The 18,560-nt window shown below is 72.5% G+C and carries 18 protein-coding genes; 14 read left to right on the top strand and 4 right to left on the bottom strand.

Annotated features, from left to right (window positions below; translation table 11 throughout):
• Positions 1-15 precede the first annotated feature (15 nt).
• The 11 genes from PKE85_RS10120 to PKE85_RS10070 all read left to right on the top strand — a co-directional run bounded on the left by PKE85_RS10120 (position 16) and on the right by PKE85_RS10070 (position 9,452).
• Entirely contained in the window at positions 16-1,899 is a 1,884-nt protein-coding gene (locus tag PKE85_RS10120) for a methanol/ethanol family PQQ-dependent dehydrogenase (RefSeq protein WP_271204621.1), read from the top strand.
• Between the two features lie 116 nt (positions 1,900-2,015).
• Positions 2,016-2,699 carry a pentapeptide repeat-containing protein gene (locus PKE85_RS10115; RefSeq protein ID WP_271204620.1) on the top strand — a complete coding sequence of 228 codons (684 nt, stop codon included), beginning with the start codon at positions 2,016-2,018 and terminating at the stop codon, positions 2,697-2,699.
• The gene (locus PKE85_RS10110) at positions 2,696-3,109 is read left to right on the top strand and encodes a hypothetical protein (protein ID WP_271204619.1); all 414 of its coding nucleotides are present in this window, start codon (positions 2,696-2,698) and stop codon (positions 3,107-3,109) included. Before PKE85_RS10115 ends, PKE85_RS10110 begins: the two co-directional genes overlap by 4 nt.
• A gap of 34 nt (positions 3,110-3,143) precedes the next feature.
• Entirely contained in the window at positions 3,144-3,557 is a 414-nt protein-coding gene (gene pedF, locus PKE85_RS10105; RefSeq protein WP_271204618.1) for a cytochrome c-550 PedF, read from the top strand.
• A 7-nt stretch (positions 3,558-3,564) separates the two neighbouring features.
• The gene (locus PKE85_RS10100; protein ID WP_271204617.1) at positions 3,565-3,876 is read left to right on the top strand and encodes a hypothetical protein; all 312 of its coding nucleotides are present in this window, start codon (positions 3,565-3,567) and stop codon (positions 3,874-3,876) included.
• Positions 3,873-4,562: a response regulator transcription factor gene (locus PKE85_RS10095; RefSeq protein ID WP_271204616.1), complete on the top strand. Its 690-nt coding sequence runs from the start codon at positions 3,873-3,875 to the stop codon at positions 4,560-4,562. The genes PKE85_RS10100 and PKE85_RS10095 overlap by 4 nt, the downstream gene beginning before the upstream one ends.
• Positions 4,556-5,146: a rhodanese-like domain-containing protein gene (locus tag PKE85_RS10090; protein ID WP_271204615.1), complete on the top strand. Its 591-nt coding sequence runs from the start codon at positions 4,556-4,558 to the stop codon at positions 5,144-5,146. The genes PKE85_RS10095 and PKE85_RS10090 overlap by 7 nt, the downstream gene beginning before the upstream one ends.
• A complete protein-coding gene (locus PKE85_RS10085; RefSeq protein ID WP_271204614.1) occupies positions 5,143-5,859 on the top strand; it encodes a quinoprotein dehydrogenase-associated SoxYZ-like carrier in 717 nt (238 codons plus the stop codon). The genes PKE85_RS10090 and PKE85_RS10085 overlap by 4 nt, the downstream gene beginning before the upstream one ends.
• Complete coding sequence (locus PKE85_RS10080) at positions 5,856-6,815, top strand: quinoprotein relay system zinc metallohydrolase 1 (protein ID WP_271204613.1); 960 nt, start codon at positions 5,856-5,858, stop codon at positions 6,813-6,815. Before PKE85_RS10085 ends, PKE85_RS10080 begins: the two co-directional genes overlap by 4 nt.
• A 109-nt stretch (positions 6,816-6,924) precedes the next feature.
• Positions 6,925-8,091 carry an FIST N-terminal domain-containing protein gene (locus tag PKE85_RS10075; protein WP_271204612.1) on the top strand — a complete coding sequence of 389 codons (1,167 nt, stop codon included), beginning with the start codon at positions 6,925-6,927 and terminating at the stop codon, positions 8,089-8,091.
• Positions 8,088-9,452 (top strand): ATP-binding response regulator, encoded by a 1,365-nt coding sequence (locus tag PKE85_RS10070; RefSeq protein ID WP_428981340.1) that lies wholly within the window; start codon positions 8,088-8,090, stop codon positions 9,450-9,452. Before PKE85_RS10075 ends, PKE85_RS10070 begins: the two co-directional genes overlap by 4 nt.
• A gap of 16 nt (positions 9,453-9,468) precedes the next feature.
• On the opposite strand, the gene PKE85_RS10065 is transcribed toward PKE85_RS10070, so the two are convergent.
• Positions 9,469-10,167 carry a GntR family transcriptional regulator gene (locus PKE85_RS10065; RefSeq protein ID WP_271204982.1) on the bottom strand — a complete coding sequence of 233 codons (699 nt, stop codon included), beginning with the start codon at positions 10,165-10,167 and terminating at the stop codon, positions 9,469-9,471.
• Between the two features lie 136 nt (positions 10,168-10,303).
• Between PKE85_RS10065 and PKE85_RS10060 the strand changes: the two genes are divergently transcribed.
• Positions 10,304-11,254 carry a PfkB family carbohydrate kinase gene (locus PKE85_RS10060; RefSeq protein ID WP_271204611.1) on the top strand — a complete coding sequence of 317 codons (951 nt, stop codon included), beginning with the start codon at positions 10,304-10,306 and terminating at the stop codon, positions 11,252-11,254.
• Positions 11,255-11,416: 162 nt separating this feature from the next.
• Here the strand turns inward: PKE85_RS10060 and PKE85_RS10055 are convergent, their stop codons facing one another.
• Together PKE85_RS10055 and xseA are read right to left on the bottom strand one after the other, a co-directional pair.
• Positions 11,417-12,241: a patatin-like phospholipase family protein gene (locus PKE85_RS10055; RefSeq protein ID WP_271204610.1), complete on the bottom strand. Its 825-nt coding sequence runs from the start codon at positions 12,239-12,241 to the stop codon at positions 11,417-11,419.
• Complete coding sequence (gene xseA / locus PKE85_RS10050; RefSeq protein WP_271204609.1) at positions 12,238-13,701, bottom strand: exodeoxyribonuclease VII large subunit; 1,464 nt, start codon at positions 13,699-13,701, stop codon at positions 12,238-12,240. Before xseA ends, PKE85_RS10055 begins: the two co-directional genes overlap by 4 nt.
• Before the next feature lie 320 nt (positions 13,702-14,021).
• On the opposite strand from xseA, the gene PKE85_RS10045 reads away from it, so the two are divergent.
• Together PKE85_RS10045 and purD are read left to right on the top strand one after the other, a co-directional pair.
• On the top strand, positions 14,022-14,384 hold the full coding sequence (locus PKE85_RS10045) for an amicyanin (protein WP_271204608.1): 363 nt from the start codon (positions 14,022-14,024) through the stop codon (positions 14,382-14,384).
• Between the two features lie 129 nt (positions 14,385-14,513).
• Positions 14,514-15,779: a phosphoribosylamine--glycine ligase gene (purD, locus tag PKE85_RS10040; protein WP_271204607.1), complete on the top strand. Its 1,266-nt coding sequence runs from the start codon at positions 14,514-14,516 to the stop codon at positions 15,777-15,779.
• A gap of 23 nt (positions 15,780-15,802) precedes the next feature.
• On the opposite strand, the gene PKE85_RS10035 is transcribed toward purD, so the two are convergent.
• Positions 15,803-18,520 carry a bifunctional acetate--CoA ligase family protein/GNAT family N-acetyltransferase gene (locus PKE85_RS10035; protein ID WP_271204606.1) on the bottom strand — a complete coding sequence of 906 codons (2,718 nt, stop codon included), beginning with the start codon at positions 18,518-18,520 and terminating at the stop codon, positions 15,803-15,805.
• Positions 18,521-18,560: the final 40 nt, after the last annotated feature.

Genomic DNA, 18,560 nt, shown 5'->3' with positions numbered 1-18,560 from the left:
CGTGGGAGGAACACTATGACCGACTTCACCCGTGGGGGCCTGCGCCTCCTGGCGGCGGGCGCGTCCGCGCTCATTCTCGCCGCCGCCACGCCTGCGCTCGCCGCCGAGATGCGGCCGGTGACGTGGGAAGACATCGTCAACGACCAGGCCAGCAACGACGACGTCCTGATGTACGGCCTCGGGATCAAGGCGCAGCGTTACAGCACGCTCGACCAGATCAACGCCGAAAACGTCGCGCAGATGAAGCCCAAGTGGTCGTTCTCGTTCGGCGACGAAAAGCAGCGCGGCCAGGAAGGCCAGGCGCTGATGCGCGACGGCGTGATCTACATCACCGCCTCCTACAGCCGCATTTTCGCGCTCGACGCCAAGACCGGCAAGAAGCTCTGGAGCTACGCCCACCGTCTGCCGGACGACATCCGCCCCTGCTGCGACGTGGTGAGCCGCGGCGCCGCCATCTATGGCGACAAGATCTACTTCGGCACGCTCGACGCCTCCATGGTCGCGCTCGACCGCAAGACCGGCAAGGTGGTGTGGAACAAGAAGTTCGCCGACCACACCGCCGGCTACACCTTCACCGGGGCGCCCATCGTCGTGAAGGACGCGAAGTCCGGCAAGGTTCTGCTGGTGCACGGCAATTCCGGCGACGAATTCGGCGCGGTCGGCGGCCTCTACGCCCGCGACCCGGAGACCGGCGAGGAAGTCTGGTACCGTCCCATGGTCGAAGGCCATGTGGGCCGCCTGAACGGCAAGCCCTCCAACCCCACCGGCGACGCGGCCGCCCCCTCCTGGCCGAACGACAAGGACGGCAAGAAGGTCGAGGCCTGGAACCATGGCGGCGGCGCGCCCTGGCAGAGCCCGGTCTATGACGAGAAGACCAACACCATCGTGGTCGGCACCGGCAACCCGGCGCCCTGGAACCACCACTACCGCTCCGGCCCCGGCGGCGACTGGAAGCCCTACGACAGCCTCTACACCTCGGGCCAGATCTACATCGAGCCCGCGACCGGCGAGCCGGTGGGCTTCTTCCAGCACACGCCGAACGACGCCTGGGACTATTCGGGCAACAACGAGATCATCCTGTTCGACCTGGAAAAGGACGGCAAGAAAGTCCGCGCCGGCGCCCACGCCGACCGCAACGGCTTCTTCTTCCTGACCGACACCGACAAGCTGACCGCCCGCGACGGCAAGATCAACAAGCCGAACGCGCTGATCGCGGCCTATCCCTTCGTGCGCGACATCTCCTGGGCCAAGGGCTTCGACCTGAAGACCGGCCGTCCGATCGAGGTGGAGGGCCAGCGCCCGCCGGCGCCCAAGGAGGGCGAGGCCAAGGGCCAGGCGATCAAGGTCACGCCGAACTTCCTCGGCGGTAAGAACTGGAACCCCATGTCCTACAGCCAGGACACCGGGCTGTTCTACATCCCGTCGAACGACTGGATGGAGGACTACTGGACCGAGAACGTCACCTACAAGAAGGGTGCGGCCTATCTCGGCCAGGGCTTCCGCATCCAGCGCAAGTTCGACACCCATGTGGGCGCGCTGCGGGCGATCGACCCGAAGACCGGCAAGATCGTGTGGGAGCACCTGGAGCCCATGCCGCTGTGGGCGGGCACCATGACCACCAAGGGCAATCTGGTCTTCACCGGCACCAGCGACGGCTACGTGAAGGCCTTCAACGCCAAGACCGGCGAGCAGCTCTGGGCGTTCCAGACCGGCTCGGGCGTGGTGTCCGTGCCCATGACCTTCGAGATGGACGGCAAGCAGTATCTCGGCATCGCCTCGGGCTACGGCGGCGCCGTGCCGCTCTGGGGCGGCGACATGGCCGACCAGACCAAGCTCGTCAGCCAGGGCGGCTCGTTCTGGCTGTTCGAGGTGCCGCAGCAGACCGCCTCGAAGAACTGAGACCTCGCGGCGCGGGCGGCTCCTCTTCCGGCCCCCGCGCCGACCTCCGCCGGCGGCGACATGAGCCCTTGAGGGTCGCCGCCGGTTCTTTTCCCGTTCTTCGCGAGACCGACGCCATGTCCGGAACTCGACTCCCCCGCGCCCTGCGGCGCCTTGCGCCCGCGCTGCTGATCGTCCTCGCCGCCGGCGCGGCCCGCGCCCAGACCGTGATCCAGAACGACGAGCCCCGGCCCGACCCCTGGATCGTGAACGGCTGCGCCATCGCGCCCAAGGCCTCCTGCCCCGGCGCCGATCTGCGCCACGCCGACCTGAAGGGCGCCGACCTCGCCGGCGCCGACCTCACCAACGCCAATCTCGCCCGCGCCGACCTCCGCCACGCCAATCTGCGCGGCGCGCGGCTCGACGGGGCCAACCTGTCCGGCGCGCAGTTGCAGATCTCGTTCCTGCAGGGCGCGCAGGCGGTGAACGCGCGCTTCATCGGCGCCAATCTCGACCACGCCCGCATGGCCGGCGCCGATTTCACCGGCGCGGATTTCACGGTCGCGGCGCTCGAAATGGCCCAGGCCGGCAAGGCCAAGTTCCGCAAGGCGATCCTGAACGACGCCGACCTGCAGGAGGCCAAGTTCTACGAGGCCGACTTCACCGGAGCCTCCATGGCCGGGGCCTCGATCCGCTTCACCATCTTCCAGGACGCCTGGATGGAGGACTGCCCCACCTGCCCCCAGACGTGGCAGACGGCCTCCCCCGCGTGGGAGATGGGCTCGCCGGACGAGGCCCGCGACCGGCGCAAGGCGCCGTGAGGACGCCATGGGCCGCGGTCGCGCTCATCGCCGCTCTCGCGCCGTGCGCGGCGCGAGGCGAGGAGGGTTCGGCCGCAGCCCAGATCGCCGCCTGCCGGACGACGGCGGACCCGGCCGAACGGCTCGCCTGCTACGACGGCGCGGCGGCCCGGATGACGCCGCCCACCTACGCCGGGCGGCTCACGGTGCAGACGGACCCCTTCACGATCACGGGTCCGACCGCGCTGCGCTACGAGAGCGATGGCCCGATCTTCGTCCTCTACCTCAAGGACGATCAGGGACAGGTCGTCCAGAACCTGCACATCGGCGGCGGCGGATCGGCCGTCCATCTGATCGAGAAGCCCGGCTCCTACTCGCTGCTCATCGCGGGCGCGGAGACCTGGCGCGTCTGGCTCGAACCCCGGCCCTGACGGCCGACGCCCCCCACCGGAAGGACCCGTGTCCATGCTGAAACCTTTCGCCCTCGCCTCGCTTCTGGCGCTCGCCGCCGCGGGCGTCGCCCTCGCCCATGGCGACGGCGCCCCGAGCCCCGTCGACACCAAGGGCCTGAAGGAGCTTGGCGAAGACCCCGTGGCCGAGAACCCCTATCGCGGCGACAAGCTCGCGATCTCCATCGGCGCCGGCGGCTACAACCAGAACTGCGCCCGCTGCCACGGCCTCGACGCCAAGTCCGGCGGCATGGCGCCGGACTTGCGCGAACTGCCCTCCGACGCCGAGGGCGACTCGTGGTTCTACGCCCGCGTCGCCGGCGGCGCGACCAAGGACGGCCGCGTGCGCATGCCGCCCTTCCTCGGCATCCTGAACCAGGAGGCCATCTGGGCGATCCGCACCTATGTGGAGAACCAGCCGAAGGACTGACGCGGCCGTGGTCCGCGCGCGCGTCCTCGGCGCTGTTCTGGCGCTTGGCGTCGGGACGGCGCCGGCGGGGGCCGAGATCAAGGACTACCAGATCGCGCGCATGCTCAACCTGCGCACCGACTGTCAGCTCCACGCGCTTCGGCGGGTGGCGCCGAAACCGGGCGAGGCGGAGCGCTTCGTGGGAGAATGCGGCAACGCGACGTTCTATCCTGACGGGATCGACATCGCCTGCCCCGAGCCGGACGATGAATGGTCATGCACGGTGGAAACCGAGAAGAAGTCGTTCCCGAACCTCGACCTTCTGAGGAGGCCGCAATGACCGCGCCGCTCGCCCTCGACCTGCCGCGCCGTTTCCTGATCGTGGACGACCATCCGCTGTTCCGGGACGCGCTGCGCTCGGCGCTGAGGGCCTCGTTCCCGGACGCGGAGATCGAGGAGGCGGCTTCGATCGAGAGCGCCCGCTCCGCGCTCGCCGGGTCCTCCGACGTGGACCTGATCCTGCTCGACCTGTCGCTGCAGCGGTTCGACAATTTCGAAGGTCTGGTGCGGCTCCGGAAGGAGTATCCCTTCGTGCCGGTGCTGGTGGTGTCCGGCCTGGAGGAGCCGAAGCTGGTCTACGAGGCGCTCTGCCTCGGCGCCTCCGGCTTCGTGCCCAAGGCCTCGGGCAAGGCGGCGCTGTCGGAGGCCATTCTCGCGGTGCTGGGCGGCGCGATCTACGTGCCCCAGAGCGGCGACGCCGGCCGCGCCGCGCCGAAGCGCGCCGAAAAGGACCTGAGCGAGCGCATCGCGAGCCTCACCCCTGCGCAGGGGCGCGTTCTGGCCATGGTGCGGCAGGGCCTGCTGAACCGGGAGATCGCCACCGAGCTCGGCATCGGGGAATCCACCGTCAAGGCGCATGTGTCGGAGATCATCCGCAAGCTCGGCGTCATGAGCCGCACCCAGATCGTGATCGAGACCGCCCGGCACGACCTGGCCGTGGCGCAGGCCGCGCGGGAGAAATGCTGAGCCGCGCCGCGGTCGCGGCCGCGGGCGTCGGGCTCGCGGCTCTCGCGTGGGCGGCGCCCGCGGCGGTCGCGGGCGACCTGTTCGACCCGGCGACCGGCTACCGGATCGACCGCTACCGCGCGCCGGTGGACCGACCGGCGGAGGGCGGCGCGGCGGTCGACCTCGCGGAACTGGACCGCCTGATCACGGAGCGCGGCGCCGCGCTGATCGACGTCATGCCCGCCCGCGCCGGCTACGACCCGGAGACCGGCGTCTGGCGGCTGGTGGACCGGCGCGACAACATTCCGGGCTCGGTCTGGCTGCCGGAGGTGGGCCGCGGCGCGCTGGATCCACGCCTCGCCGCCTATTTCGAGCGGGCGCTGGCGCGGCTCGCCGCCGGCCGGCCCGACCGGCCGCTGGTGTTCTACTGCATGGCCGACTGCTGGATGTCGTGGAACGCCGTGCGGCGCGCGAGCCGCCTTGGCCATCGCGCGGTCTACTGGTTCGCCGACGGCTCCGACGGCTGGTTCGACGCCGGGCGGGAGCTTGTCCGCGCCGAGCCGTGGCCGGTTCCCGCCCCCGCCCCGGAGACGCCCGCGCCATGATCCCGCCCGATCCGCTCAACTCGCCGCTGTGGCCGTCCATGGCCGCGGCCCACCTCGCGGACGCGCCGATCGCGTTCGACGAGCGCGTGCGGGTGATCCTGCCGCCGGTGACCGAGGACCAGACCCAGGCGCCGCTGGCGGTGGACGCGCGCGGCCTGCTGGCCGACGGGCCGGTGGGCGACGTGCTGGTGATCGCGGACCTGAACCCGTTTCCGCTCACGCTGAGACTGTCGCCGGTGAAGGCCGCGCCCTTCGTCGCCTTCCGCATGAAGATCGAGCAGGGCACGGCGCTGCGCGCCGCCGTGCGGCAGAACGGGGTCTGGCGGGTGGGCGGGGCCTATCTCGACGCCGCGGGCGGCGGCTGCTCGGTCAAGCCGGCCACGCAGGCCCGGGCGGACCTGTCCACGGTCGGCGAGATCCGCGCCCGGAGCTGGGCCGCGGAGAACGGCCGGACCCGGCTTCGCCTGCGCATCGACCATCCCATGGACAACGGCCTGATCGCCGGCGCGCCGGCCTATTTCGTGGAGACGGTGGAGATTTCGGCCGCAGGCGCCCCGCTCGCCCGTCTCACGCTGTCGGAGGCGGTGGCGCCCGACCCCACCTTCACCCTGCTGGTCGAGACGGGCGACGGCGCGGCCCTCGCCATCCGCGCCCGCGACAACAACGGCGCGGTGTTCGACGCCCGCCTGCCCGGACCGGAGGCCGAACGATGATCGGGCCGCTTTCCCGCCGCGCGGCGCTGGCGCTGGGCGCCGGCGCTCTCGCCGCGCCCCTCGCCGTGACGACGGCCCGCGCGCGACGCGCCTACGACATCAGGCCCGAACCGATCGGCGACGGCGTCTGGCTGGCGCGGGGCCTCGACGAGCCGATCACGGCCCAAAACGGCGGCGCCATCGCCAACGTCGTCATCTTCGACACGCGCGAGGGCGCGGTGCTGGTGGACGCCGGCCCGTCGCGCGCCTATGGCGAGGCGCTGCGGGCCGCCGCGCGGGAGCTGACGGGCAAGCCCGTGGCGCGGGTCTACCTCACCCACATCCACGCCGACCATGTGTTCGGCGCCGGCGCCTTCACGCCCGACACGGTGTGGACGACGGCGGCGTTGCGGGACGATCTCGCGGCCCGCGGCGACGCGCTGGCCGACGCCATGTACCGGGTGGCCGGCGACTGGATGCGCGGCACCGAGACGCCGGCCCCCGCCCGCGCGGTGGGCGCGGAGACGGAGGACGTGGGCGAGCGCCGCTTCCGGTTCCTGCCCCTGGCCGGACACACCGGCTCGGACCTCTGCCTGTTCGAGGAGCGTTCGGGCCTGCTCGTGGCGGGCGATCTGGCGTTCCTCGACCGCGCGCCCACCACCCCGGACGCGGACCTCGGCCTCTGGCGGTCCGCGCTCGACACGCTCGCCCCCATCTCCGCCCGGCGGCTCTGCCCCGGCCATGGGCCCGCGGAAGCCGGCTCCCGAGGGCTGAAGCAGACCCGGGACTGGCTCGACATGATCGAGGAGCGGATCGACGACGGCTTCGAGCGCGGGCTCGACGTGATCGAGCTGATGGCCGAACCGCTGCCGGCCTGGACCGACAGGCTCGCGGTGGCGCGCTACGAATTCGCCCGCTCCGTCATGCATCGGCTGCCGCGTCTCGAACGCGAGCGGCTGCCGGCACGCAGCGCATGAGGCCGCCCGTCTCGGCCCTATGGCGCGATTGCCCGCGTCCCGCCCGGCGCCTAGGCTCAGGGTCCCGTCTGGCCTCTTCCGCGGCCTGACGGTGCTCGGAGGGCAGCACATGGGCCAGGCCGCCCGCGCGATCACCCACAAATGCGGCGTGCGCAGCGCCTGGACCACCCTGCCCGACCCGCAGGCCGCCGCTTCTGCGCTGGCCGAGGCCATCGGCTCCATGGCGCTCGCCCAGCTCGTGGTGTTCTTCTCCCCCACCTATCCGGCGGACGATCTGGCCCGCGCGCTCGCGGCGCGTTTTCCCGGCGCGCCGCTCGCCGCCTGCAGCAGCGCGGGCGAGATCAGCCCCGACGGCGGGCTCGACCGGGGGCTGGTCGCCATCGCCTTCCCGCAGAAGGGCTTCCGCATCGTCTCGACGCTGGTGCGCGACCTGAGCGCCTTCGACGCCGAGCAGACCGCCGCCTCGGTGAGCGCGCTGCGCTGCCGTCTCGCCGGCGAACAGGCGGCGGAGGGCGGACGCTTCGCCCTCACCCTGATCGACGGCCTCGCCGACGCCGAGGAGCAGGTGGTGTCCGCCATCGACCGGGCGCTGGCGGGCGTGCCGCTGGTGGGCGGCTCCGCCGGCGACGACCTGTCCTTCCGCCGCACCGCGCTGATCTACGACGGCGAGGTGGCGACCGACGCCGCGATCGTGATGATCTGCGACACGGATTTTCCCGTGGAGACGTTCAAGACCGACAATTTCGAGCCCACCGAGGTGAAGTTCGTCGTCACCGCTTCCGACGACGGCGCCCGCACCGTGCGCGAGCTGAACGCGGAGCCGGCGGCGGCCGAATACGCCATGGCGGTGGGGCTCGACCCCCGAAACCTCACCCCGATGAGCTTCGCGTCCCACCCGCTGGTGGTGCGGGTCGGCGGCGAATATTTCTGCCGCTCGATCCGCCGGCTCAACGCCGACGGCTCCCTCAGCTTCTTCTGCGCCATCGACCGCGGGCTGGTGCTCACTCTCGCCCGGCCGAAGGACATCGTGGAGGTCACCCGCGCGGAGCTGGAGCGGCTGGAGGCCTCGCTCGGCGGCGTCGACCTCATCATCGGCTTCGACTGCGTGCTGCGCCGGCTCGACGCCGAGATCCGGCAGAAGCGCCGCACCATCTCCAGCCTCTACCGCCAGTACGGCGTGATCGGCTTCGAGACCTATGGCGAGCAGTACCGCTCCATGCACCTCAACCAGACCTTCACCGGCGTCGCCATCGGCTTCGCGGAGAGCGCGCCGTGACGGTCGCGCCCGACGACGACGAACCGACCCGGCTGCGCCGCCGCATCGCGAAGCTGGAGCGCATCAACGAAGCGCTGATGGAGCATGTGGAGCGCGCCACCGACCGGCAGGGCAACGCCTACTCCATGTTCCAGACCGCGATCATGCTGGACGGGCGGGTGCGGGCCCGCACCGAGGAGCTGATCGGGCTGATGCGGCGCCTCGAACGCTCCAACCAGGCGCTGGTGGAGGCGAAGGAGGAGGCCGAGCTCGCCAACCGCTCCAAGACCCGCTTTCTCGCCGGCGCGAGCCACGACCTGCTGCAGCCGCTGAACGCGGCCCGGCTGTCGCTGTCCACCCTGGTCGACATGCCGCTCGGGGAGGAGGCCCGCGCGGTGGCGCTGCAGGCCGAACGCGGCATGACCACCATCGAGGAGCTGATCAAGGCGCTGATCGAGGTCTCGAAGCTCGACGCCGGCGTGGTGCGCCCGAGCGTGAGCGCGATCGACCTCAACGAGCTGATGGCCGAGATCGCGGCGAGCTTCGAGCCGGCCGCGGCCGCCAAGGGCCTGCGGCTGGCGGTCAAGGCGCCGCCGCTCGGCGTGGAAAGCGACCCGGTGATGCTGAAGCGCATCCTGCAGAACCTCGTCTCCAACGCGGTGCGCTACACCGCCCAGGGCGGCGTGCTGCTGCGCGCCCGGCCCCGCGCGGGGCTCTGCGCCATCGACGTGGTGGACACCGGCCCCGGCATCTCCGCGGACGACCGCGCCCGCGTGTTCGACGAGTTCTACCGCTGCGACGGCGGACGGCGCGACGAGGTGGGGCTCGGCCTCGGCCTGTCCATCGTGCGGCGCATGACGCTGGCGCTCGGCCACGGGCTGCAGCTCACCTCCCGTCCGGGGCTCGGCTCCCGCTTCCGGCTGCGGCTGCCCATGGCGACCGCCGCGCCGTTGTCCCGGACCTCGGCGCTGGCCGCCTTCGGCGTCGCGCCGCCCACGCTCGCCGGGCTGAAGGTGGCGCTGGTGGAGAACGACGACGACGCGGCGGCCGCGCTCGCCCGGCTGCTGGGCGGCTGGGGGGTGGAGACCGCCGCCGCGCGCGCCCTCGCCGAGCTGGAGGCCCGGCTCGACGACGCGGCGCCGCCCGAGATCGCGCTGGTGGACTTCCATCTCGACGACGGCGAATGCGGGCTCGACGCGGTGGCCGCGCTCCGGCGGCGGTTCTCGCCCGACCTTCCGGCGATCGTCACCACCGCCGACCACACCGCGGAGGTGGCGGAGCGGGTGCGCGCGGCGGGATGCGCGCTGATCCACAAGCCGATCAAGCCGGGACAGATCCGCGCCATGCTGTCCCACCTGCGCAGCGCGGAGAGAGGCCTCTGAATTTCAGAATGTGCGCCTACACGGCGAGCGTCAGGCGGTAGGCGTAGGCGTCGCCGCGGAACAGGCCTTCCACGTACTCCACCATGCGCCCGTCCTTGGTGCGGGACTGGCGCTTGATCAGGAGGCAGGGCACGGGCTGCTCGAAGCCGAACACCCGGCACTCCTCCGCGTCGGGCGTCGCCGCCTCGATGGTCTGCTCGCAGGACGTCAGCGCGGCGCCGCACTCCCGCAGGACCTCGTAGACCGAACCGGTGAGGTCGCGCTGGTCGAGACCCGGCGCTGCCGCCAGATCGTACCACGCCACCTCCCGCGACAAGGGCACGTCGTCGCCAAAGCGGATGCGCACGAGCCGCAGGAAGGTCGCCGTCGACGGCTTGCCGAACAAGGAGGCGATGGAACGGTCGGTGACCACCTGCTGCTCGAGGATTCTGGACGACGGCGTGCGGTTCAGCTCCCGCATTTCCTCGGTGAAGCCCTTGAGCCGCTCCATGCCGGGCTGGATGCGCGGCGGCGTCTCCACGATGAAGCCCAGCCGGCCGTGGGCGCTGACCAGCTTGCGGCGGCGCAGGGCGTCATAGGCGTGGCGCACCGTGGTGCGGCTGATGTTGAGGTCCTCCGCCAGCCGCCGCTCGGCCGGCAGGGTCGCGCCGGGCTGCAGCGCGCCGCGCTCGATGAGCGCGCCGATCTGAATGTCCAACTGGCGATAGATCGGCATGGCGGTATCGTCGCGCAGCCGGAGCAGGGTATGAAGGCTCGGGTCGTCGATCACCGCGGACGCGTCGCATGTTCTGTGGTGGCAAGGGGAACGGCAGGCGGCGCGGCGTGATGCGCACCGCGAACGGCGAAAGCCCATGATGCAGCAAAACGCGGCGAGAGCGAACATTTTCGTTCTGGGAAGTTTCGTCGCGGCCTGTTCCGCGAAGGTCCTCACGGCTCCACGCGCAGGGGAATCCGTCGCGGCCGAGGCCTTCCTGCTGGAGGCCGGCGGCAAGGGGTTCAACCTCGCCGCCGCGTGCCGACGGCTCGAATCCGCGGTCGACGGCCTGTTCGCCATCGGCGACGACGCGCTTTCGGCGCTGGCGGAGCCGGCCCTCATCCACGCCGGTCTGCCGGCCGGCATGCTGCGCCGGCGGCGCGGCCCCACCGGAGCGGGCGTCGGCTTCATCTCGGCGAGCGGCGAGACATGGGTCGCGGTGCATGCCGGCGCCAACATGACGCTCGGGGCCGCCGACGCCCGCGACAGCGGGTCGGCGATCGCCGCCGCGGACATGACCATCGCCCAGTTCGAGACCTCCGACGCGGTGATCGCGGAGGCCTTCGCCCTCGCCCGGGCGAGCGGACGCCGCACCCTGCTCACCCCCTCGCCCTTCCGTCCGATCCCGCCCGCCATCCTGAGCGCGACCTCGATCCTGTGCGTCAACCGGGTGGAGGCCGCCGCGCTCGCGGCCCAGCTCGGCCTGCCCGACGCCGACGACGTGGGCGCGCTGGGCGCGGCGCTGTTTCCTCACGGCCCCGAGGCGCTGGTGGTGACGCTCGGCGCGGAGGGCGCGCTGGCGGCGCTGCCCGACGGCGCGCTGCTGATCCAGCCCGCCTTCGCGGTGACGGCGGTCGACACGCTGGGCGCCGGCGACGCCTTCGCGGCCGGCCTCGCCGTGGCGCTGTGCGAAGGCCATGGCTGGACGCAGGCCCTGCGCCGGGCGGCCGCCTGCGGCGCGCTGGTCGCCTCCCGATTCGGCGTGTTCGACGCCCTGCCCGCCCGGGACGCCGTGGACGCCATGACGCAGGACGGCTCCCGCCCGTAGCGCGCGAAAAGGCGCATTGACGGTTCCGGTTTCTGGCATCACACTGGTATTGTCACGTCACTTCCGGGAATTGGGGCGGTCGCCGGGGGGTCGCCGTCCCGTGGACGTCGCCATGCGCGCCTGAACCTTTCGAGGTGAAGCCCCGCATGGCGACGGCTCCCGTCATCCCGCCAGAGCGGCCTCCACGGCGCGCTTGACCTCGTCCCTGGCGCCTTCGCTGGCCCGCAGCACGGCCGTGGTCTTCAGGAAATCCAGCAGCGTGATGGCCTCGACCCGGGGCCGGATCACCGCCGTCGGCGCACGGCGCTCCAGCTTCCCGGCCACGATCGCCGCCTGCATGATCTGCAGCGCCCCGAGCGTCGCCTCGAAGGCGTTGGGCATGCGCGCCGCCTCCATCACCGGACCGCCGGTGACGTCGATGGCGATGACGGCGTCCACGTCGTCGAAGACGTCGAACGGCAGCGGATTGGTCATGGCGCCGTCGATCAGCGTGCGTCCGCGATGGACCACCGGCCGGAACAGGCCGGGAATGGCGGCGGAGGCCGCCACCGCCGGCAGCAGCGGCCCGTCCCGGAACACGATCTCGGCCTTGGCGAAGAAGTCGGTGGCGACCACCGACAGCGGCGTCGCGGCCGTCTCGAACGTCTCCGCCATGCCCTCCGGCAGGAAAGACGCCAGCATGGCCTCGGCGTCGACCAGCACAGGATTGCGGGAGCCGGAGCCGAACAGGTCCGCCAGCCGGCCCACGCGGGCCTTCATCAGCTTGGCGAACACCTCGCCGCGGTTGCGCAACTGCGCCGCGGTGTGGGCGCGCAGCTCCGCCGCCGTCAGCCCCGAAGCATAGGCCGCCGCGTAGATCGCCCCGATCGAGGTTCCGGCGATGGCCGCCGGGCGCAGGCCCAGCTCGTCGAAGGCCTGCAGCGCATGGAGATGCGCCAGTCCCCGCGCGCCCCCGCCGCCGAGCGCAAGGCCGATGCGGCGGCTCACCCGAACAGGTCCGCCTGCTTCGCCGGAGCCACGGGCTTCGGCCTGGTCCGCGGCTCCTTTCGCGGCGGCGGCGCGTCCTCAGGCGCAGCCCCGGCGTCCGCTGACGCGCCGCCCGCGACGGCCTCCCGCCGGCCGTCCACGAACACCAGCCGCAGCGCCTCTCCCTCGACCACGTCCGCAGCCCGGCGGCGCACGGCGCCGTCGGCCGTCTCCACCAGCGCGTAGCCCCGCTCCAGCACGCCCTCGTAGCTCAGGCTGCGCGCCAGCTTCCACACGCCCTCCAGCCGGTCGCGTCGGCGGGCGGTGAGACCGGCGAAGGCGCGTGCGAGCCGCGCCTCATGACCGCCCAGGCGCTCCCGGAGCAGCGCCACGCGGCCCGTGAGCGTGGCCGGCGACAGCCGCGCGCCCGCGGCGGCGAGGCGCGCCCGGTGGCGGCCGGCGTTGGCGGCGAGCGCGGGGCCGAGCCGGGCCGACGCGTGGTCCAGCCGCTGCCGGGGCGACTGCACCAGCGCCTCCAGCGAGGGCAGAGCCCGGGCGGCCGCCCGCAGCTCCACCCGGCGGGCGTCGAGGCCGCGGAGCATGGCGCCTTTCAGCCGGGCGCCGCGCTCGGCCGTCACAGCCAGCAGTTCGGCGCGCACCGGCGTCACCATCTCGGCGGCGGCGGTCGGCGTCGGGGCGCGCACGTCCGACGCGAAGTCGATCAGGGTGGTGTCGGTCTCGTGGCCGACCGCGGAGACCAGCGGGATGGCGCTTTCAGCGGCGGCCCGCACCACGATCTCCTCGTTGAAGGCCCAGAGGTCCTCGAGGCTGCCCCCGCCGCGGGCCACCAGCAGCACGTCCGGCCTGGGTATCGGCCCGCCGGACGGAAGCGCGTTGAAGCCGCGGATGGCGGCGGCCACCTCCGCCGCCGCGGTGTCACCCTGCACCCGCACCGGCCACACCAGCACCCGGCGCGGGAACCGGTCCGCCACCCGGTGCAGGATGTCGCGGATGACCGCGCCGGTGGGCGAGGTCACCACCCCGATGACCTCGGGCAGATAGGGAAGCGGCCGCTTGCGCTCCCGGTCGAACAGGCCTTCGGCGGCGAGCTTCTTGCGGCGCTCCTCCAGCAGCGCCATCAGCGCGCCGACGCCCGCGGGCTCCAGCGCGTCCACTACGATCTGGTAGGCGGACTTGCCCGGATAGGTGGTGAGCCGCCCGGTGGCGATCACCTCCATCCCCTCCTCCGGCTTGAACCGGAGCTTGGAGAACGAGCCGCGCCACACGACGGCGTCGATCTTGGCGCCCTCGTCCTTCAACGCGAAATAGGCGTGGCCCGAGGAGTGCGGACCGCGATAGCCGGAAATCTCGCCGCGCACGCGCACATAGCCGAACGCGTCCTCGACCGTGCGCTTCAGCGCCTGCGACAGCTCCGAAACCGTGACGTCCGGGGCGTTGGTGGCGGTGTCCTTGGGCGGCATGGAATCCTCGCGGCTGCGATCCCCGATGCTTATCGCGCCCGCGCCGGAAACGCGAACGCGCCGCCTCGAATAATAAGAAAAACAGAAGCATCACATTTTCGCTTGGACCCGCGCGAGGCCTTGCGTGGATTATAAAAGTCTTATTTCAAAGCGTCGCGAAACGGCTGCCGGCGATGCGCGCCGACGGCCGCCACGCTCTTCAGAAGACGCCTCGGAACAGTCGGGCTTCGTCCGATGTCCACGAGACGCCCAACGCGATCTTCGGGCTCATCTTCGGAACAGCAGCCCGGAGGTCGGCCCCAAGCCCCAAGGAGACTTCCATGCGCACCGCCCTTCTCGCCGCGTTCTGCCTCGCGCTTCCCTTCAGCGCGGCCCATGCCGCCGACGCGATCGAAATCGTCGAAGGCGGCGCGCCGAGCGCCAACGCCATCGTCATCGACAAGATGGCCTTCGCCACCCCCGAGATCAAAATCAAGGCGGGCGACTCGGTGACCTGGACCAACAAGGACACCATGGCCCACAACGTCCACTTCCGTCAGGGCCCGGCCAAGGGCGCGCCGAACGCCCAGGGCAAGATGCTGGCGACCGACGCCACCTGGACCGTGAAGTTCAACACCGCCGGCGAATACAGCTACATCTGCACGCCGCATCCGATGATGAAGGGCAAAGTCATCGTCGAGTGACGGCGCGCCGCTCGCGCCTCCGATCGGACGCACGCTTCGACGCCCCGGCATGGTCCGGGGCGTTTTCGTTCGCGCGCGGCTGGTCTAGATAGGGCGCGACCGAACCCTTCTTCCCCGCGCGAGGCTGCCATGATCGTTCTCCTGCTCGGCTCCGGCGGCCGCGAACACGCGCTGGCGGCGGCTCTGGCCCGGAGCTCCGCGCTCACGAAGCTGATCGCGGCCCCCGGCAATCCCGGCGTGGCCGAGCACGCCGAACTCCGCGACGTGGCGGTGGACGACATCGACGGGGTGGTGGCGCTGGCGAAGGCCGAGACGGTCGATCTGGTGGTGGTCGGCCCCGAGGTGCCGCTGGTGCTCGGCGTCGTCGACCGTCTGGCGGAGGCCGGGATCAGGGCCTTCGGCCCCACCGCCGCGGCCGCCCGCCTCGAAGGCTCCAAGGCCTTCACCAAGGAGCTCTGCGCCGCCCACGATCTCCCGACCGCGGGCTTCCGCCACGCGAAAAGCCTCGACGAGGCCCGTGCGGCGCTCGGCGCCTTCGGCGCGCCGGTGGTGGTGAAGGCCGACGGCCTCGCCGCCGGCAAGGGCGTGACGGTCGCAACGACCATCGAGGAGGCGCACGCCGCCGTGGAGGCCATCTTCGCGGACGCGGGCGCGGAGGCCGTGATCGAGGAGTTCATGACCGGCGAGGAGGCCAGCCTGTTCGCGCTCTGCGACGGCGAGACCGCCCTGCTGTTCGGCGACGCCCAGGACCACAAGCGCGCCTATGACGGCGACGAAGGCCCCAACACCGGCGGCATGGGCGCCTATTCCCCCGCCCCCGTGCTGACGCCCGAGATCGCCGAGCGCGCCATGGCCGAGATCGTGCGCCCCACCATCGCCGCCATGAAGGCGGCCGGGACGCCGTTCACGGGCTTCCTCTACGCCGGGCTGATGATCGAGGGCGGCGCGCCCCGGCTGGTCGAGTACAACGTGCGCTTCGGCGATCCGGAGGCGCAGGTGGTGCTGCCCCGGCTGAAGGACGACCTGCTGGAGCTGCTGCTGGCCGCGGTCGACGGCCGGCTTGAGGACAAGGCGCCCGCCTTCTCGCCGGACGCGGCGCTCACCGTGGTCATGGCCGCGAAAGGTTATCCCGGCGCCTACGCCAAGGGTTCGGAAATCAGGGGCCTGCCGCAGGCGCAGGCCCGCGAGGGCGTGACCGTGTTCCACGCCGGCACCGCCCGCGACGGCGAGCGGCTGCTGGCGAACGGCGGCCGGGTGCTGGCCGTCACCGCCACCGGCGCCGACGTGCGCGAGGCCCAGGCCCGCGCCTACGCCGCGGTGGACATGATCGACTGGCCGGAGGGCTTCTGCCGCCGGGACATCGGCTGGCGGGCGGTGGCGCGGCTGGAGGAGTAGCGCCGCCGCGCGACGCGCGAACCTCAGACCGTGACCGTTCGCGCGCGTTCCGCCTGCAGCGGCAGGGTGACGAGGCGCACGCCGGTGTCCTCCGGATCGATGCGCACCTCGAAGCCCAGAGCCCGGCACATGGCGAGCATGGCGCCGTTCTCCGCCAGCACCTGGCCGGTGACGCAGCGCAGGCGCTCGTCCCGGGCGCGCTCGATCATCTGGGTCATCAGCCGCCAGCCGAGGCCCCGGCCCTTGAAGTCCGAGCTGAGCAGGATGGCGTATTCGCCCTCCCGCCCGTCCGCGTCGGCGTGCAGCTGCACCAGCCCCACCACCCTGCCCCTGGCGTCGACCGCCAGCAGCACCATGGTGCGGGCGTAGTCGATCTGCGTCAGGCGGGCGATGAAGGCGCGCGGCACCTCCTTGACCGGCGTGAAGAAGCGCTGGCGCAGGTCGTCCGGCTCCACGGCGCGGAAGAAGGCGGCGACCTCCGGCTCGTCCTCCGGCCGCACCGGGCGCACCTCGATCGTCGAGCCGTCGGAAAGCTGGGTCCGGGTCTCGAACTCCTTCGGATAAGGGCGGATGGCGAGGCGCAGATTGGCGGGGCCCGGCCGCAGGTTGCGGGGCGCCATGCGCACCCGGGCGCGGGCGTCGAGCGTCACCACGCCGCGCGGCGTCGCCAGCAGCGGATTGACGTCGAGCTCGCCGATCTCCGGCATGTCCTGCGCGAGCTGGGCGAGCTTCACCAGCGTGAGCGCGATGGCGTCCACGTCCACCGCCGGAACGCCTTCGTAGCCGTGGAGCAGCGCGCCGATGCGGGTGCGGGCGATCAGGTCGCGGGCCAGCCCCATATGAAGCGGCGGCAGGGCGAGCGCCACGTCGCGCACGATCTCCACCGCGCCTCCGCCGGCGCCGAAGGCGATGACGGGGCCGAAGGTGCGGTCGTCGTAGAGTCCGGCGAACAGCTCGATCCCGTCCTGCGGCCGCACATGGGGCTGCACCAGCAGGCCCTCGATCCGGGCGTCGGGGGCGCGCTCGGCCATGCGGGCGAGCATGGCGGTCGCCGCCTCCTCCACCGCCGCTTTCGAGTCGAGCGCGAGGCGCACGCCGCCCACCGCCGCCTTGTGCGACAGGTCTTCGGAGACGATCTTCAGCACCGCCGCGCCGCCGGGGCTGAGAAAGGCCTCCGCCGCTTCCGCGGCCGCCTTCGGCGTGTCCACCACCGCATGGGGCAGCACGGGGATGTCGTAGGCCCGGAGCACCTCGGCGACGTCGGTGGGCGACAGCCACTCCCGCGCCGAGCCGAGGGCGAAGTTCAGCGCCTCCCGCGCCCGCGCCGGCTCGGGGGCGAAATCGTCCGGCAGCGAGGGCGGGGTCTCCACCAGCGCCGCCTGCGCCTCCACATGGCGCACCAGGTGCATCAGCCCCGCGAGCGCGCTTTCCGGCGTGCGGAAGAACGGGATGCGCGCCTGCTCCAGCACGCGGCGCGAGGCGGCGTCGGAGCCGAGGAAGGCCGCGAACACGGGCTTGGGCGGATAGACCCGGCTCCGCGCGCGGCGGGCGCTCGCCGTGACCGCCTGGGCGCAGGCGACCGGCTCGGACAGCGTGGTGGGCGCATGAACCACCAGCGCCGCGTCCACGCCCCTGTCCGCCAGCACGGCGTCGAGCGCGGCCTCGTAACGCGCGGGCGTGGCGTCGCCGGCGAGATCGACCGGATTGGCCCGCGACCAGTCGCAGGCGAGCGCGACGTCGAGCGTCTCCACGGTCGCGTCCGCGAGCGTCGCCGACACGCCGCCGAGGTCGATCAGCCGGTCCACCGCCAGCACGCCGAGTCCGCCGCCGTTGGTGACGATGGCGATGCGCTTGCCCGACAGCGGCGACACATGGGCCAGCGTCTCCAGCGCCGCGAACAGGTCGGCGAGGTCGGCGACCCGCAGCAGGCCGGCGCGGCGGAAGGCGGCGTCGTAAGCCGCGTCCGAGGTGGCGAGCGCGCCGCTGTGCGTGGCGGCGGCCTTGGCGCCGGCGGCGTGGCGGCCGCCCTTCATCACCACCACCGGCTTGGCGCGGGCGGCGGCGCGGGCGGCGGACAGAAAGCGCGGCGCGTCGGTGATGGCGTTGAGATAGAGCACGATCGCCCGGGTGCGGCGGTCGGTGGCGAAGTGGTCGAGCAGGTCGTCCACATCCACATCCGCCATGTCGCCGAAGGACACGACGCCGGAAAAGCCGATGCCGCGCGCGCCGGCCCAGTCGATCACCGCCGAGACCACGCCGCCGGACTGGGACAGCAGCGCGATGTCGCCGGGCGCGGCGTGGGGAGCGAAGCTGGCGTTGAGTTTGGCGTGCGGGCTCAGCACGCCGAGGCAGCCGGGGCCGATCAGCCGCATGCCGTGGCGCCGGGCGGCGGTCTCGGCCCGGTCCCTGAGCGAGCCCGGCCCGTGGCCGAGCCCCTTGGTCACCACCACCGCGGCCCGCGCGCCTGCGGCGCCCGCCGCCTCCAGAACGCCCGGCACGGCGCCGGGCGGCGCCGTCACCACCACGAGGTCCGGCGTCTCGGGCAGCGAAGCGAAATCCGGCGCGGCCGCCATGCCGTCGAGTTCGGCGTGGTCCGGATTGACGAGGCGGATGGGCCCGGCGAAGCCGCCGTCCCGGAGGTTCGCCAGCACGGCCCGCCCGACGCTGCCGGGGCGCGGGCTGCCGCCGGCGAGGGCGACCGCGCGGGGCGCGAAGACGGCGTCGAGGTTGCGGGTCGACATAAGCGTTCGGGGCTCCCGGAGTAGGCGACCCTAACCTCGA

The sequence above is a fragment of the Methylopila jiangsuensis genome (assembly GCF_027922305.1).
Taxonomy (GTDB): Bacteria; Pseudomonadota; Alphaproteobacteria; order Rhizobiales; family Methylopilaceae; genus Methylopila; species Methylopila jiangsuensis.
This window is presented reverse-complemented; position numbering and strand designations above follow the sequence as displayed.